This window comes from Sphingobacterium shayense (assembly GCF_013179575.1).
Lineage (GTDB): Bacteria > Bacteroidota > Bacteroidia > Sphingobacteriales > Sphingobacteriaceae > Sphingobacterium > Sphingobacterium shayense.
In genome coordinates, this window is the sequence record NZ_JABMCQ010000027.1 from 16,609 (window position 1) to 31,639 (window position 15,031).

Annotated in this window: 13 protein-coding genes; 8 read left to right on the forward strand and 5 right to left on the reverse strand. The window is 39.1% G+C overall.

Translation table 11 applies throughout. From position 1 onward, the window contains the following. Positions 1 to 87 precede the first annotated feature (87 nt). From HP439_RS05365 to HP439_RS05375, 3 genes are all read left to right on the forward strand, one after another. Positions 88 to 1,305 (forward strand): Gfo/Idh/MocA family protein, encoded by a 1,218-nt coding sequence (locus tag HP439_RS05365; protein ID WP_172389316.1) that lies wholly within the window; start codon positions 88 to 90, stop codon positions 1,303 to 1,305. 29 nt (positions 1,306 to 1,334) lie between these two features. Further along, positions 1,335 to 2,618, forward strand: a complete 1,284-nt coding sequence (locus tag HP439_RS05370) for a Gfo/Idh/MocA family protein (RefSeq protein WP_172389317.1) — start codon at positions 1,335 to 1,337, stop codon at positions 2,616 to 2,618. A gap of 235 nt (positions 2,619 to 2,853) precedes the next feature. Continuing rightward, positions 2,854 to 3,282 carry a cold-shock protein gene (locus HP439_RS05375; RefSeq protein ID WP_246229258.1) on the forward strand — a complete coding sequence of 143 codons (429 nt, stop codon included), beginning with the start codon at positions 2,854 to 2,856 and terminating at the stop codon, positions 3,280 to 3,282. A gap of 87 nt (positions 3,283 to 3,369) precedes the next feature. Here the strand turns inward: HP439_RS05375 and HP439_RS05380 are convergent, their stop codons facing one another. Beyond that, positions 3,370 to 3,816, reverse strand: a complete 447-nt coding sequence (locus HP439_RS05380; RefSeq protein WP_172389318.1) for a nuclear transport factor 2 family protein — start codon at positions 3,814 to 3,816, stop codon at positions 3,370 to 3,372. Positions 3,817 to 3,993: 177 nt separating this feature from the next. Between HP439_RS05380 and rocD the strand changes: the two genes are divergently transcribed. After that, positions 3,994 to 5,229 (forward strand): ornithine--oxo-acid transaminase, encoded by a 1,236-nt coding sequence (rocD, locus tag HP439_RS05385; RefSeq protein ID WP_281358170.1) that lies wholly within the window; start codon positions 3,994 to 3,996, stop codon positions 5,227 to 5,229. Positions 5,230 to 5,389: 160 nt separating this feature from the next. Next, a complete protein-coding gene (locus HP439_RS05390) occupies positions 5,390 to 6,070 on the forward strand; it encodes a YceI family protein (protein ID WP_172389319.1) in 681 nt (226 codons plus the stop codon). A 149-nt stretch (positions 6,071 to 6,219) separates the two neighbouring features. Here the strand turns inward: HP439_RS05390 and HP439_RS05395 are convergent, their stop codons facing one another. After that, a complete protein-coding gene (locus tag HP439_RS05395) occupies positions 6,220 to 7,272 on the reverse strand; it encodes a sugar phosphate isomerase/epimerase family protein (protein WP_172389320.1) in 1,053 nt (350 codons plus the stop codon). Between the two features lie 462 nt (positions 7,273 to 7,734). Here HP439_RS05395 and HP439_RS05400 point away from each other — a divergent pair, with 462 nt between their 5' ends. Further along, the gene (locus HP439_RS05400; protein WP_172389321.1) at positions 7,735 to 9,099 is read left to right on the forward strand and encodes a hypothetical protein; all 1,365 of its coding nucleotides are present in this window, start codon (positions 7,735 to 7,737) and stop codon (positions 9,097 to 9,099) included. Positions 9,100 to 9,119: 20 nt separating this feature from the next. On the opposite strand, the gene HP439_RS05405 is transcribed toward HP439_RS05400, so the two are convergent. After that, positions 9,120 to 11,027, reverse strand: a complete 1,908-nt coding sequence (locus tag HP439_RS05405; protein ID WP_172389322.1) for a DUF294 nucleotidyltransferase-like domain-containing protein — start codon at positions 11,025 to 11,027, stop codon at positions 9,120 to 9,122. 25 nt (positions 11,028 to 11,052) lie between these two features. After that, positions 11,053 to 11,697, reverse strand: a complete 645-nt coding sequence (locus tag HP439_RS05410; protein WP_172389323.1) for a 3'-5' exonuclease — start codon at positions 11,695 to 11,697, stop codon at positions 11,053 to 11,055. Between the two features lie 102 nt (positions 11,698 to 11,799). Here HP439_RS05410 and HP439_RS05415 point away from each other — a divergent pair, with 102 nt between their 5' ends. Together HP439_RS05415 and HP439_RS05420 are read left to right on the forward strand one after the other, a co-directional pair. Then, positions 11,800 to 12,651: an SMP-30/gluconolactonase/LRE family protein gene (locus tag HP439_RS05415; RefSeq protein WP_172389324.1), complete on the forward strand. Its 852-nt coding sequence runs from the start codon at positions 11,800 to 11,802 to the stop codon at positions 12,649 to 12,651. Positions 12,652 to 13,136: 485 nt separating this feature from the next. Continuing rightward, entirely contained in the window at positions 13,137 to 14,651 is a 1,515-nt protein-coding gene (locus HP439_RS05420) for a catalase (protein WP_172389325.1), read from the forward strand. 62 nt (positions 14,652 to 14,713) lie between these two features. On the opposite strand, the gene HP439_RS05425 is transcribed toward HP439_RS05420, so the two are convergent. Beyond that, positions 14,714 to 15,031 (reverse strand): OB-fold nucleic acid binding domain-containing protein (locus tag HP439_RS05425; RefSeq protein ID WP_172389326.1); only part of this gene is annotated, 318 nt, incomplete at its 5' end.

The window sequence follows — 15,031 nt, forward strand, 5'->3', positions numbered from 1 at the left end:
AATCTAGCTCAGAAATTTTCGATCATTCCTAGATGATTGAAAATTTTGTATATTGCTTTTGCTAATCAGCATAAACCCTATAAGTAAATGGCGTATTATAATTTATCTAAAAAAATTCGAGTTGGGGCGATCGGTCTTAAAGGAATGGGTTGGAGTAATCTTCAGGCAATTTTAAAAGTTCCAGGCGTCACTTGTGTTGCAATTTGCGATATCGATGATCGGGTGCTTAGTGAAAGATCTAAGACTTTGGCTGAATCGGGTAACAAGCTTAAGCAGTACAAGGATTATAAAGAGATGCTAGCAAATCCGGACGTGGATGTCGTTATCGTGGCCACGCCCGATCATTGGCACTGTTTGCAAGCGATTGATGCAATGCGTGCGGGGAAAGATGTATATGTCGAAAAACCCTTAGCCAATTCTATTGGTGAGTGTGATTTGCTCATCCAAGCCCAGAAAACCTATCAGCGTGTTGTACAAGTTGGACAGTGGCAGCGCAGTCAGAAACATTTTAAGGATGCCATCGATTTTGTTCATAATGGAAAGCTTGGTAAGATACGAACGGTTAAATCTTGGGCCTACTTAGGGTGGAAGAAGCGAGTTCCGAAAATGCCAGATAGTGAGGTTCCAGCTGGTGTTGATTATTTAAGCTGGCAGGGTCCCGCTCCGCGTTACCCCTTTAATCCCAATAGATTCCATTATAACTTTCGGTGGTATTGGGATTATGCAGGTGGATTAATGACAGACTGGGGGGTTCATTTGCTCGATTATGCGCTGTTAGGGATGAAGGCATCGACACCGACGTCCGTGATGGCTATGGGAGGCAAGTTTGCCTACCCCGATGATGCCGGAGATACGCCTGATACCCTAACGGCGGTTTATGAATTTGAAGGTTTTAATATAATTTGGGAACACGCGACGAGTATTAGCAATGGACCTTATGGCCGAGAGCATGGTATTGCTTTTATTGGTGATAATGGAACATTAGTTCTTGATAGGAAAGGGTGGGAAGTTATAGCCGAAAAGGATCGAATGGAGAATATCTCCTTACAATCAAGAGTAGACAACGGTTTAGAACTTCATATGGTTAATTTCATTGATGCAGTACGTCAAGGTAATCCGGAGATGGTTCACGCGCCTGTTCAACAAGCTGCTCATATAGCAAAGCTATCCCAGATGGCTAATATAGCCTACAGAACAGGAAATAAATTGACTTGGAGCGTAGAGAAAAATTCGTTTGAACAACAAGAAGCAAATCAATTTTTGAATGCGGTTTATCATAACGGATATCAGTTACCTAAATTTTAATCATTATAGCTAAATAAACTAAATCGTAGATGAAAAGAAAGGAATTTATACGGAACGCGGCTGTGCTGGCAGCGAGTGGTGTGTTTTATAAGGCCTCAGCCTTGACCAATGCCAAGGGGCCACTTAGGGTAGGGTTAATAGGCGTAAATGGTATGGGCTGGGCAGATTTAAAAGCAATTCTGAAAGTACCGAACGTAGAATGTATTGCTCTTTGTGATGTTGATGAAAATGTTTTAGATAAACGTATAACGGAATTAAAGGAAAAAAATATTAAAGTTACTCGATATATTGATTACAAAGAATTGCTTGCCAACAAAAGAATAGATGCTGTAATTATAGGTACTCCCGATCATTGGCACTGTTTACAGATGATAGATGCGGTGAAAGCGGGAAAACACGTGTACGTGGAAAAACCTATAGGAAATTCTATTCATGAATGTGAAGCAATGGTGGCTGCGGCTACCAAGTATAATCGTATTGTTCAGGTTGGTCAATGGCAGCGTAGTCAACAACATTTCAAAGATGCGGTTGATTTTGTACATTCTGGCAAGTTAGGTAAAGTTAGGTTGGTGAAAGCCTGGGCATACCAAGGTTGGATGAAGAGTATTCCGGTTAAGCCCGATACCGCTGTCCCTGCGGGGGTGCATTACGATAAGTGGCTGGGGCCAGCGCAAAAACGACCGTTCAACCCGAATCGTTTCCATTTTGAGTTCCGTTGGTTTTGGGATTATGCCGGCGGACTTATGACAGATTGGGGAGTACATATGCTGGACTACGCACTACTAGGTATGAAAGTTTCTGATCCGAAGTCTGTCATGGCAGCAGGAGGAAAGTTTGCTTATCCGAACGATGCTGCAGAGACTCCCGATACCCTGACTACGGTTTTCGAGTTTGATGACTTTAATATTCAGTGGGAGCATGCTAATGGCATTGATTTGGGACCCTATAACAGAAATCATGGTGTTTCTTTCATAGGAAATAACGGAACCCTAGTTCTAGATCGGAACGGTTGGGAAGTGATACCTGAAGGAGATCGTATGGAAGCTGTCCCTTTACAGCCCTCTAAAGACAATGGTCTAGAATTGCATATGCAAAATTTCGTGACAGCGATTCAGAAAAACGATAGCTCATTATTACACGCTCCGGTACAGGCGGGTGCGCACATCGCTATTTTCTCGCAGATGGGGAATATTGCCTACAAAACCGGAAAGAAATTATATTGGGATCAACAAAAACGAAATTTCACTGACACAGAAGCAAATACATATTTGAGAGCAAAATATAATAACGGCTATGAGATTCCCTTGGTCTAACGGGTGATTTATATTTAGGAATGTCGATTTATTCTTAAGTGTCGCAGAGTCAGTTCGTTGCTTGCTGATTTCTTTACGTACTTAGAAGAGTGTGTAATTTGGAATTGGGCAGTCTATTTCGTATATTTGCACATATACCTTTAACACCGCCTTTTATCTTTCGATAAAGCTCTAAAATCCGACGCGTTAAGACATATAGCATTTCTAACAATTAAAAAAAAATTAATTTCATTGAATGGGTAGAAGCCAAATTACATTTAACAAAAAAGAACGAGTTAAGAAGCAACAACAGAAAAGACAACAGAAGCAAGAAAAAAAAGAGCTTCACAAATCAGACAACAACAAAGGTAAAGCGCTAGAAGAAATGTTTGCTTATGTTGATGAATTTGGAAATCTTTCAAACACACCTCCAGAGAAAAAATACGAATTTAAGGAAGAGGATTTATTGCGTCCAACAAGTGACGAGGATGAATATCATCACGGGAAAGTTTCTTATTATAATAATGAGGGACACTATGGATTCATCCGCGATAATATGACAAAACAAACTGTTTATTTTAATGACAAACTAGCGGGAATTGTATTACGCTTAGATCAGCATGTAAAATACAAATTTATTCGTACTAAACAAGGGAACCAGATTTCCGAAGTAATTTTGAGCTAATAATTGTTTAATTTTTCATATTGAAAGCGGGACACACTATAGATGTATCCCGCTTTTTTTATTGTAACTGCTTCGCGTTCCTCATTGCTATGGTAGTTTGAATGCCTGTCGGGTCAACATCTTCCATGTTCCCTGCGTTTTCACCCAAGTTAATGCAATTCCTAACTTGATATCTGCGGGTCCTTTTCCCGGATCATTTGTCCTCGCTAAAAGCGTGTGGCGAACGATAGCGGTATTTTCAAGAACTTGAACTGTTTGTTTCTCAATTTTGATTTGCTCGAAAACGGAGGTGCCAGATACCAATGTGCCGACAAACTCTTCTTGACTTTCAATTTTTCCGCTCGAATGTCCGTATGTTAATTGTTCTGCTGATAAATTTTTAAGAGTAGGTTCAGACGGGTGCAGCATTGCTTCTATGAGGTTGTTTACAGCATCTTCCACGTCTGCGATGTTTTTGTCCTGCGCGTGAACATGGGAGCTACCTAGGGTAACGATAAGTGTCAACATGAATAGCGTTATTTTTTTAAATGACATAATGGATTTAAATTTGTTCTACCCTAAGATAGGTAATACGATTCAATCTTCCTAGAGTTGATTTTTTTAGATTGCATGGTTTTTTCGGCTACTATAACATACATGTGTTAGGACTAATTTGTCTATTTTTTTGCTAACTTGCTACTATTAATTTAAATATTCCAAAACTTTCTAGCTATGATTATGGATTATAATATATCTGAAAAAACAGCATCATATATTCAAACCGAAGAGTTATATGGAGCCCATAATTATCATCCGTTGCCTGTTGTGTTGAGTAAAGGGAAAGGGCCTTTCGTTTGGGATGTCGAAGGAACGCGTTTTTTCGATTTTCTGTCGGGTTACTCGGCCGTCAATCAAGGGCATTGTCACCCGAAAATTATTTCCGCTTTAATCGAACAGGCACAGCAACTAACGTTGACTTCGCGCGCATTTCACAGCGACAAAATGGCTGCTTACACGCAGTATGTAGCTAAATATTTTGGATACGATAAGGTGCTGCCCATGAATACAGGCGTGGAAGCAGTAGAGACGGCGCTGAAATTGGCTCGTAAATGGGGGTACCGGGTTAAAGGCGTACCTAATAATACCGCAAAAATTATAACGGTTGAGGGAAATTTTCACGGAAGGACTATTAATGTTATTTCATTTAGCTCCGACCCCTTAGCTAAAGAAGGATTTGGTCCATTTGTTGATGGCTATGTGACAATTCCTTATAACGATCTTAGAGCGTTGAAAGAGGCGCTTCAAGATCCCTCAGTCGTTGGTTTTCTAGTTGAACCAATTCAAGGAGAAGCGGGTGTGTATGTTCCTGATGAGGGTTATTTGAAGGAGGCTTATTCGCTTTGTAGAGAAAAAAATGTTTTATTTATTGCTGATGAAGTGCAGACTGGGTTATGTAGGACGGGGCGTATGCTGGCCTGTGATCATGAGGATGTGCATCCTGATATCTTAATTCTTGGCAAAGCATTAAGTGGTGGTGTGCTGCCAATATCTGCTGTTTTAGCGGATGACGAAATAATGTTAAGTATCGCCGCCGGAGAACACGGCTCTACATACGGCGGAAATCCATTAGCTTGTGCAGTAGCTATCGCAGCTTTGAATGTTTTAGAAGAAGAGAGACTCGATAAAAGGGCGGAGGAGCTAGGTCTTTATTTCCGAGAGAAGCTAAAGGAAATTAATCACCCAGCAATCCAAACTATTCGGGGCAAAGGATTGTTAAACGCAATAGTTATTCAGCATCATGATGCAAATGCTGCGTATACGTTATGTATGGAGTTGATGGCTAATGGGTTATTGGCAAAGCCTACGCATGGAGATAAAATACGGTTTGCACCACCGCTTGTTATTTCTAAAGAGCAGATCGAACAAGCTGTGGAGATAATAAAGATGTCGTTGAATGTTTTAAATTAAGGTTCTTTGCTTCATGATTGGATTTATTATGCTAAATTGTAAGAGATTCAAACGTTATTTAGTTCTGATTTTTTTGTTTTCTTAACATATGATATCTTTAGCATTGTAAATGTTCTATAATTTTGAAAAATTAAATAAAGGAAAAATATATACTTATCAAATGAAAAAAGTCGGTTTATCTATCGTGGCTGCTGCAGCCATCATTTTCGCCTCATGTGGCGGTAATTCAACTAACACTAGTGTTAGCGAAAAGCAAGAAGTTGCTGGACATCAAGGGGATCGTTACGCTGTAGATTTAGCTGCCTCTTCTGTAACATGGAAAGCAACGCACAAAGGCGGATTTGCACCTAGATGGGGTAATATTTCACTATCGTCAGGCGAGTTCTCAGTAGAAGATGGAAATATCCTTGCAGGTGAATTCGTTATCGACATGGCGAGTATAGCTGTAGATACAGCGTCGGTCACCGAAGCAGATAAGAAAGCATCTGATCTTGAGAATCACCTTAAAACACCTGATTTCTTTAATATAGAGAAATACCCTACAGCGGATTTTAAAATTACAAGTGTAACTGATTTGGATCCTACAGCAAGTGCTGAAGGAGCCGTCGAAGGTTCAAACAAAACAGTTAGTGGAAATTTGACTTTATTAGACAGTACATTGAACGTTTCGTTCCCAGCTAAGATTGCCATTGAAGGTGACAAGGTTACGGTTAACGGTAAGTTTATTGTAGATCGTACAGCATGGGGTATCAAATTTGGTGCTACAGCAGCTGATCCGGCTGAATGGGGTATCAGTAAAGATATCGAAATTGGTGTGAACGTTAGCGGTTCAAAAAAATAACTCTCACGATTTAAAAAATACTAAGTCGCTAATCATTGTCGTGTGGATCGATAGTGATTAGCGACTTGTTGTTTCAGTGAAATCGTAAAAGACAGCGGATCGGCTTAAAAAGATCCCACCGTCTTTATCGTTTTTTGTTAAAAGAACTATTAGATGCCGAGAATCTTTCGGTTTAACGCATCGTCAGCGCCTGTACTGGCAAAGTCATCAAAAGTTTTTGTTGTTACGTTTATAATATGACTGTTCACGAAATCAACTCCTTCGATAGCTCCTTGCACAGGATCTTTTATGCAGCATTCCCATTCAATAACGGCCCATCTATCAAATCCATGGCGGGATAATCTGGTGAAAATACCTTTAAAATCCACTTGACCATCTCCCAGCGAACGGAAACGTCCCGGCCGGTCAATCCAATCTTGATAGCCACCATATACGCCGGATTTACCACTTTTTACGAATTCAGCATCTTTAACGTGAAATGCTTTGATACGTTCATGGTAATGGTCTATAAACTGAAGATAGTCTAAGTGTTGCAGTATAAAATGACTTGGGTCATATAGTATATTTGCTCTAGGATGATTGTCTAATGCGTCCAAAAAGCGTTCGAAGGTCACACCGTCATGCAAATCTTCTCCAGGATGAAGTTCGTAGGCTACATCCACTCCATAGCTATCACAAATGTCTAAGAGAGGACGCCAACGATTTGCCAGTTCCTTAAATCCAGTCTCAACGAGACCCGCTGGACGTTGTGGCCAAGGATAGACAGTATGCCAGAGTAACGCACCTGAAAATGCTGCTAACGTATTTAATCCCAAATTTGCAGATGCTTTTGCAGCTAATTCTACTTGGTTTACAGCCCATTCAGTGCGTGCCTGGACATTGTTGTGAACCGCCGCAGGCGCAAATCCATCAAACATCGTATTATATGCAGGGTGCGAAGCAACAAGTTGCCCTTGGAGATGCACTGAAAGTTCTGTAATTTCAATTCCCTTATCCTTGAGACTTCCCTTAATCTCATCAGCATAGGTTTTACTCGTTGCTGCTTTTTCTAGATCGATACAACGTTGATCCCAAGTTGGTATTTGTACGCCCTTGTACCCAAGTTCGCTTAGCCATGTGGAAATGTTCTCTAAATTATCGAATGGAGCTTGAGCGTCCATGAATTGAGCAAGAAAGATTGCAGGGCCTTTGATTGTTTTCATCGCCATAGTTGTTTCGTTTTGTTCATTTACCCTTCTTCGTTCACTCGTCGAGTAAAAAATTACACACGAGTTAAAGTTGCGTCGGTTGATTATTAACGCCTGAAGTGTTGATTATTGTAATACGTTACTAAAAATACAAACTAATGCTATAATTAACAAATCAAAGTCATCTGGGATAAGTATTGTTTTTTCAGTTGTTACGTCGTATTTCGTTTATGTTATAGTATTTTTTTTTGTGTTATATGACTTGCTATTAGTTTTTTATAAAAAAAAGAAGGGTTTTCAAACGGGGAGAATGAAAACCCTAACTAACCAATTATAAACCTAAATTATGAACTGCAAATATAGTGTATTTTTTACACTAAGCAAAACCTTTTTATAATATTTTTTTGTTGTTGATTATGTTGCTTTTTGGTTCTCTAATTTGGATTCCGTATTTTCAGACGTATCGGATTGTTAAGTATGGCAGCTTTATTTTTGAGTAAATGTTTCAGTAGGTATAAAATAGGTGCAATATATGTTTTTTTGTGTCTGTTAGCAATCATATATAGTGGTGCTGCGTTTAGTCAGCTAAATAAATGGGAAGGAAAGTGGAGCTTTGCGTATAAACAGGCACCGCATATACCGCCTATAGAAATGATCCTTGACATTGGGAGTCCGGTGGCACAAATGCTCTATCCTTCTCGTCTTACATTGAAATACCGAGATTTTCTTGGGGAATACAATTTACTTTTGGTGCGTAAAAATGAATCTGAATTGGCGATTGCTCGAAATAAGTATCCGGTTGTTGAAACCCCTTATTCTCTTGGTCCTTGGATGATGTATCTCAATGGTGTATTTCGAAAGAGTACAGATGATAATACGATGGAACTTCACCGAATGTGGTTTGATAACTTAGGCGTCTTTATGAGAGGAGTTTATGATAATGAACTGCATACTAACGATAAGGTATATTTGCGGGAGTTTTTGTACAGAACTTCTTTGGAATTAAAAAAAGTCGACGGAAAGCCATGGTCGGATAATGACGCAATCCAGGAAGTAATTTCTTCGGATTCCATCTATTATGGTATTTACGACAGCTTTAATTCCAAAAATAACGAGCTTGACTTAGATATTCGAGATGAGGAGCGTTACGACAGAGATACAATTACAATTGTTCATAATGGGCGATTATTTATGGATAGAGTACCGGTTGAACGAGCGATGTTACACTATAGGCTTAAACTAGATTCCGGGCAGAATTACATTGCTTTTTTTGCCGACAATTATGGCGAACTCCCTCCAAATACCGCAAATTTTATCCTCACTGATACAACCTATGGAGGTTATAGTTTTGATTTCTCTCATTCATCCAATGCATTTGCAACTTTAATGGTTGCAAGTTTTAATTATATCCCTAGTACCTCCGTGAATACGTCGAAACAAGGCGCTAAGGGCAAGGAAAACGGTGGATATAAAAAGATGACGATCGAGAAAAGGAAGAGTACAGAAGACGAGCGTAAAGTACGAAAAATAGGGGTTTGGAGCGTTTCAGACCCAATTGTGTATTTTGAATTTTGGGACGACCAAATCCAGGACGGTGATAAAATCAGTATTCTGGTGAATGAGGTGTCTGTGCAGAAGGCCCTAGCAGTGCTTCGTGAACCTCAACGGATTGGTATAACTTTAAAAAGAGGAATAAACCGCATACGTTTTGTGGCGGAAAATGAAGGTGAAATCCCACCTAACACCGCCGTTCTGAGAGCTATCTCGGAAGGAAAAAATAGATTGTTTTATCTTAACACAAGTCTTGATGTTGATAATGTGTTGGAGATTACATTGCCTTAATTTTTTTCTTGAATAGGTTGCTAACCTAGCAGATTGTTTGTAAAACGCATTTTTATTCCCATTTGAAAATTATTAATCGTTTTAAATATTTCAATTAAGGTTACTTTCTCGATTTTTGTTAGTTTGTCAATTCGAATATAGTTATTCGGCTCGATCTTTTCGACCAATATTTGATTTGCTTGATTTTCTAATCGTAAGGCCATAAGATAATAGTACGATTGGTAGAGTTCTTCGTATTGTTTTTTGCTGAACACCCCTAGTTCAGTAAGCTTTTCTAATCGTTCTCCAGTGTTTTCTTCATATATGCGATTCTTCAGGGCATACACACGAACCAAGTCGACAATTGGAGTCATCGCATTTTTAATATTTAAGACCTCGGACTTACCTATTGTTTCCGTTTTAATATTTTTAAAGAAAGTCAATGGCGGCTCGTATTGCAAAGCATTGCGTCCGATAAAAGTGAAGAAGCGATCGTTTGGTTTTTGAAGTTCTTCTTCCAAGAATTCTTTTAGCTGATCAATAATTGTGCGATCGCCGTACAAAAACCTACAATCGAAAAATGTGGAAAATTTAATGGCATTCTCCGGAACTGTCTCGTCAATCCAATTTTTATAATTTCGTTTCCAGTGGGATAAGGAATGTGTCCAATCGGGATTACTAGCCATGTAGCCTCCTTTGCAATACACAAAGCCAATTTCATTTAAATGGTCAGATACTTTATTAGCAAAATTTAAGAAATAATCGCGCACCATTTCTCGCTGCTCATTGGCTTTATCTTCATAAATAATTGCATTATCCTGATCTGTTTTTAAGGTCTGCTCTTTGCGTCCTTCGCTACCCGTCACCATAAATACGAATTTTGCGGGAGGTTCTCCAATTTCGCGAATAACCTTCTCGATGACTTTTATCGCGATAGCATCGGCAATTGTCGTAATAACCTGATTGGTAATTTCGGCGTTAATACCTCGCCCTAAAAGTTGATTAATAATTTCCGGTACGTAGTTCCATTTTTGTCTTAATTCATTGGTCGTCTCCGCAAGTTTTACGGACTGAATGAACACCAACGGTGACTGACCTTGCTCACTTAAAAGGCGATTTCGACTCAAAAAGCCCACGTATTTATCGTGCTTTTCGACCAATAGGTATTTTGTCTTTGTGCGGAACATCATCAGGACGGCTTCATACAAATAAGCCTGATGCGAAATTGACACAATGGGATTGTCCATGATGGACTCTATCGGGTTATTGGTATCAATCTGGTTTGCGATAACGTTATCCCGTAATGTAATATCTGTGGCGTAGCCTATAATGTTATCGTCAATGTCGCGTATAAATAAGCAGCTGACGCGATTGTCAGCCATATGTTTGGCCGCTTGGAAGATAGGTGTTCCTGTTGGGCATGATACAATATCCTTATAAATGATACCGTCAATTTTTCTGGAATAGAGTTGTTCGGCAGCAATATAGCTCTCTTCAAAAGACGCTGGCGTTTTCACAAAATGCGAGAATTCGTCGTTCAGCATCCTTTTGCCAAAATCGGTGGTATAAAATTGGAAAAAGTCGTCATAGCCTTGGCATAGCTCCAAAAACTCTTTTCGCGGTAAGCTATATATAACAGTACCTTTTTTGGCCATAACTGATTTTAAAGCCTTGGTTCTATTTAGGAGGATAGATATTCCTCCAAAGCAATACGGTGAGCTATGGGTTTCAAGCATCCGTTTGTTTTCCACACTGTCGAAGAAAAAAGTCTCATATTCACCTTTTACAATGAAATCAACCCCCTGCAACTCGGTTACTTCCTGTCGGTAGGCCAGCGTATCTTTTGTGAACGTTTTTGTGGTTAACGATTCAGAAATTTCAATCAGTACGCTTTCTGGAAGAAGGTTAAAAGGCGGTGTTTTTTGTAGTAGTTGGATCATGTTCTGCATAAGATCTGTTTTGATTACGTAACGGTTATACAGTTAATTTTTCTTTTATGTTCAGATTCTTCGTAAATCGTTTATGTTGCCGTTGAAAATCTTCGTCGCGAAGTTCATTTCTGTTATAGAGCTCAAAAAAACATGTAGCGGTAAGTTCTGCATCTCGTTCAGCCTCATGCAATGTCTCTGGCATAGTATCAAACAGATGGGCATAGAGCTGTGCTAACCGTAGGTATTTTGTTTGAGGATTGAAGGCATACTTTTCACTGCTAAGCATTGTGCAGAAGAAGTGTTTACCGATAAAGGGGTTATCTAGTTGGGCTCTAAAAAAATCGGCACTTAGCACCTGCACGTCTAGTTCAATAAAATGTCCGATAATCAATGGGTTATACTTGTTGATATCGTGGGCCAACTTTCGAAGGACGTCTTTGCGACGGTTGCCACGGGAAGCGAGTATCGCTAAGTCGAGGCCATGAATTTTTTGAGAAGCTTTGCTAATGGTGATGTCTTTGTCATAGATGTACTCGCAGACGCGTCGGATTTCCTTGCCGTGACATTCGTAGATGATCCATGCCACTTGAATAACCGATGGCCAATTCTTCTGATCTGAATAGGGGCGATCCCATCGTAAGGGTACGCCGGAAGTTTCCGTATCTATAAATAAAAGATATTCTTTCAACGCGTATGTGCTTGATGCAAAAGCGAAGATAGGCATTCAAATGTAAAAAAACAGATTCTGTTACTGCTTTTTCTATTAAGTGAAAACTCGTATCTTTAGTATATGAGAAACCTATGCCTGTTTATTTTATTTTGTAATATATCCCTTGTTTTAGGGCAGAAAAAAGGAGAACTTATTTTGATTTCAGACGGTTTTTCTTTTACCGAAGGTCCAGCTAAAGATTCCAGAGGGGATATTTACTTTACCGATCAACCTAATAATCGTATATGGAAATATTCCAAGGAAGGGGAGCTTACACTTTTTTTAGAGCCTGCGGGCCGATCCAATGGTCTTTTTTTCGATACAGAAGGATTTATTATCGCATGCGCCGATCAGGATAATGAACTCTGGCGTGTTTCTACAAAAACAAAGCAACGGGAAATATTAGTGGCAGGTTATCAGGGAAAAAAATTGAATGGTCCTAACGATGTATGGGTAAGTAATCAAGGGGTAATATATCTCACGGATCCTTATTATCAACGTTCTTATTGGACGAGAACTAATTCGGAGATTCCTGCTGCGATTTACCGGCTATCCAATGGCGTTCTGCAAAAGTTGGATGATGAGTTCGGCCGTCCTAATGGTATTGTAGGCTCTGAGGACGGGAAATTATTGTACGTGGCTGATATCGGCGATAATAAGACGTATGTCTATGATATTAAGAATGATGGAACGATTGGGAACAAAAGACTTTTTTGCGAACGAGGATCCGATGGAATGACCATTGACAAACAAGGGAATCTATATCTTACTGGAGATGGAGTATTTATTTATAATGCCCAGGGGAAACAAATTAAACATATTTCTGTGCCTGCAGATTGGACGGCGAACGTGTGTTTTGGTGGAGAAAGCAGTGAATATTTATTCATTACTGCGTCTGATAAAGTTTTTAAAATATATCCGGATTGGTTTTAAAAGTGAGCTAGTTTGTCTCTGGTTTAGAATATCGATTTTGAATTTTTTTTGCTATAAAATGAACGCTGCTAAAGACCACGATCATCAGTAGAAAATCTATTAAGAGGTTTTTTATTTGTAGCCCGTCGGATAAAAGGTTATAGTGGAAGTTTAAAAAGTGGCATATTATTTTATAAATAATATAGGAAATGACGAAATATAGAATTTTCATAGTTTGTTATTTCATTAAGTTCAATACTAATTTAGTTATTTATACTTATTAATTAAAACTTTTGATTTGTTTTTCTGTTTTCAAATGGACCGTCAATACGAATTTTGTATGAAAATTCAAACAGAAATTCTTATATTGTATCATCGCCCGAGAGGTTGATATTTCTCGCTTGGCAACGGCCTTAGATAAAGGAGAGGAGCCAATTATCTAAATTTATATCCTCACCGCTTTTATTTTAAATGTTATTGAGTAGTTATTCGAAAATAGATTAATAATGGAAGAGAAAAAAACGAAACTTACTAGGCAAACTGGCGCGCCAGTTCCTGACAATCAAAACTCGCAGACTGCTGGCCCCCGTGGGCCTTTGTTAATGCAGGATTTTTGGTTTCTTGAGAAGATGGCAAACTTTGATCGTGAAGTTATTCCTGAACGTAGAATGCATGCCAAAGGATCAGGGGCATTTGGAACATTTACTGTGACGCACGATATTACGCAATATACTAAAGCTAGCATTTTTAGTGAAATAGGAAAGCAAACAGAGATGTTTGCTCGGTTCTCTACGGTTGCGGGGGAACGCGGTGCAGCCGATGCAGAACGTGATATACGTGGCTTTGCAATGAAATATTATACAGATGAGGGGATTTGGGATTTGGTAGGAAATAATACGCCTGTGTTCTTTTTCCGTGATCCAATGAAATTTCCAGATTTGAATCACGCGGTGAAGCGTGATCCAAAAACGAATTTACGCAATGCGAATAGTAACTGGGATTTTTGGACCTTGCTTCCTGAATCTCTCCATCAAGTAACTATTGTAATGAGTGATCGTGGTATTCCCAAAGGGTATAGAAATATGCACGGGTTTGGAAGTCATACATACAGTTTTATCAATAAAGATAATGTTAGACATTGGGTTAAATTTCATTTTGTCTCTCAACAAGGTATAGAAAATTATAGTGATGAGGAGGCTGCTAGAGTGGTTGGTCAGGATCGTGAATCTTCTCAACGTGATTTATTTGATGCGATTGAACGTAAAGATTTTCCAAAATGGAAATTGTTCGTCCAGATCATGAGTGAACAAGAAGCTAAGACTTACCGCTTTCATCCTTTTGATTTAACGAAAGTTTGGTCGAAAAAGGATTTTCCATTGATTCCTGTGGGTGAATTTGAGTTGAACAAAAATCCAGAAAATTATTTTCAAGATGTTGAACAAGCTGCTTTTAACCCAACGAATATTGTTCCTGGTATTGGGTTCTCTCCAGATAAAATGTTACAGGGTAGATTGTTCTCCTATGGCGATGCACAGCGCTATCGTTTAGGAGTTAATCATTTTCAAATTCCGGTAAATAAGCCGCGATGTCCTTATCATGCTTTTCACCGTGATGGACAGATGCGTGTTGATGGCAACTATGGAGATACGATACATTACAATCCGAATAGTTATGGAGAATGGGAAGAGCAACCCGAAGCGAAAGAACCACCTCTAGAATTAGATGGCGCAGCCTATGCGTATAACTTCAGAGATGATGATGAAGATTATTACACACAGCCGGGTGATTTGTTCCGTATTATCAAAGCCGATGGCAAATCACAGTTATTATTTGATAATACGGCCGCACAGGTAGGTGGTGCTGAAAAATTTATCCAGATTCGACATATTCGAAATTGTTATAAAGCTGATCCAGCATATGGTGAAGGTGTGGCAAAAGCATTGGGCTTGACTATGGAGGAAGTTAATGCTTTTGACTTGACTCCGTATGATAGGTGGGCGCCGAGGCCAAGCCAAGGCTAAAAATATTGGTTGATTATGATTTGGGTAGAGGCACATAGATGGTCTCTACCTTCTTTTTTTTATTATTTAAAATCTCTGGAAGGGAATAGTTCTATTTGTATTCCTTTGCTCGGATTAATTTGCAGATTTCCGGTAACTTTTTGTGATGATTTATCTTGAGAACTACTCGTTGATTCGATGGCCTCTAGCTGTAAGAGTTGGTTCATATTATGACAAGATTGCGCAATTATATGGATGACGTTATTCTCTATTTGTAACTTTCCAACAACCATCAATAAATGGGCCTGTAGAATTATTTTACGGTATATGCTGAACGTTTTTTCCCATACCACAAGATTCGAAAATCCTGTTTCATCTTCAATCGTAATAAATAGTACGCC

Coding starts and splice junctions, on each gene's coding strand:
- HP439_RS05390 (WP_172389319.1), top strand. CDS start 5,390: ATGAAAAAAGTCGGTTTATCTATCGTGGCTGCTGCAGCCATCATTTTC.
- HP439_RS05405 (WP_172389322.1), bottom strand. CDS start 11,027: ATGCAGAACATGATCCAACTACTACAAAAAACACCGCCTTTTAACCTT.
- HP439_RS05370 (WP_172389317.1), top strand. CDS start 1,335: ATGAAAAGAAAGGAATTTATACGGAACGCGGCTGTGCTGGCAGCGAGT.
- HP439_RS05380 (WP_172389318.1), bottom strand. CDS start 3,816: ATGTCATTTAAAAAAATAACGCTATTCATGTTGACACTTATCGTTACC.
- rocD (WP_281358170.1), top strand. CDS start 3,994: ATGATTATGGATTATAATATATCTGAAAAAACAGCATCATATATTCAA.
- HP439_RS05365 (WP_172389316.1), top strand. CDS start 88: ATGGCGTATTATAATTTATCTAAAAAAATTCGAGTTGGGGCGATCGGT.
- HP439_RS05415 (WP_172389324.1), top strand. CDS start 11,800: ATGAGAAACCTATGCCTGTTTATTTTATTTTGTAATATATCCCTTGTT.
- HP439_RS05400 (WP_172389321.1), top strand. CDS start 7,735: ATGGCAGCTTTATTTTTGAGTAAATGTTTCAGTAGGTATAAAATAGGT.
- HP439_RS05375 (WP_246229258.1), top strand. CDS start 2,854: ATGGGTAGAAGCCAAATTACATTTAACAAAAAAGAACGAGTTAAGAAG.
- HP439_RS05420 (WP_172389325.1), top strand. CDS start 13,137: ATGGAAGAGAAAAAAACGAAACTTACTAGGCAAACTGGCGCGCCAGTT.
- HP439_RS05395 (WP_172389320.1), bottom strand. CDS start 7,272: ATGAAAACAATCAAAGGCCCTGCAATCTTTCTTGCTCAATTCATGGAC.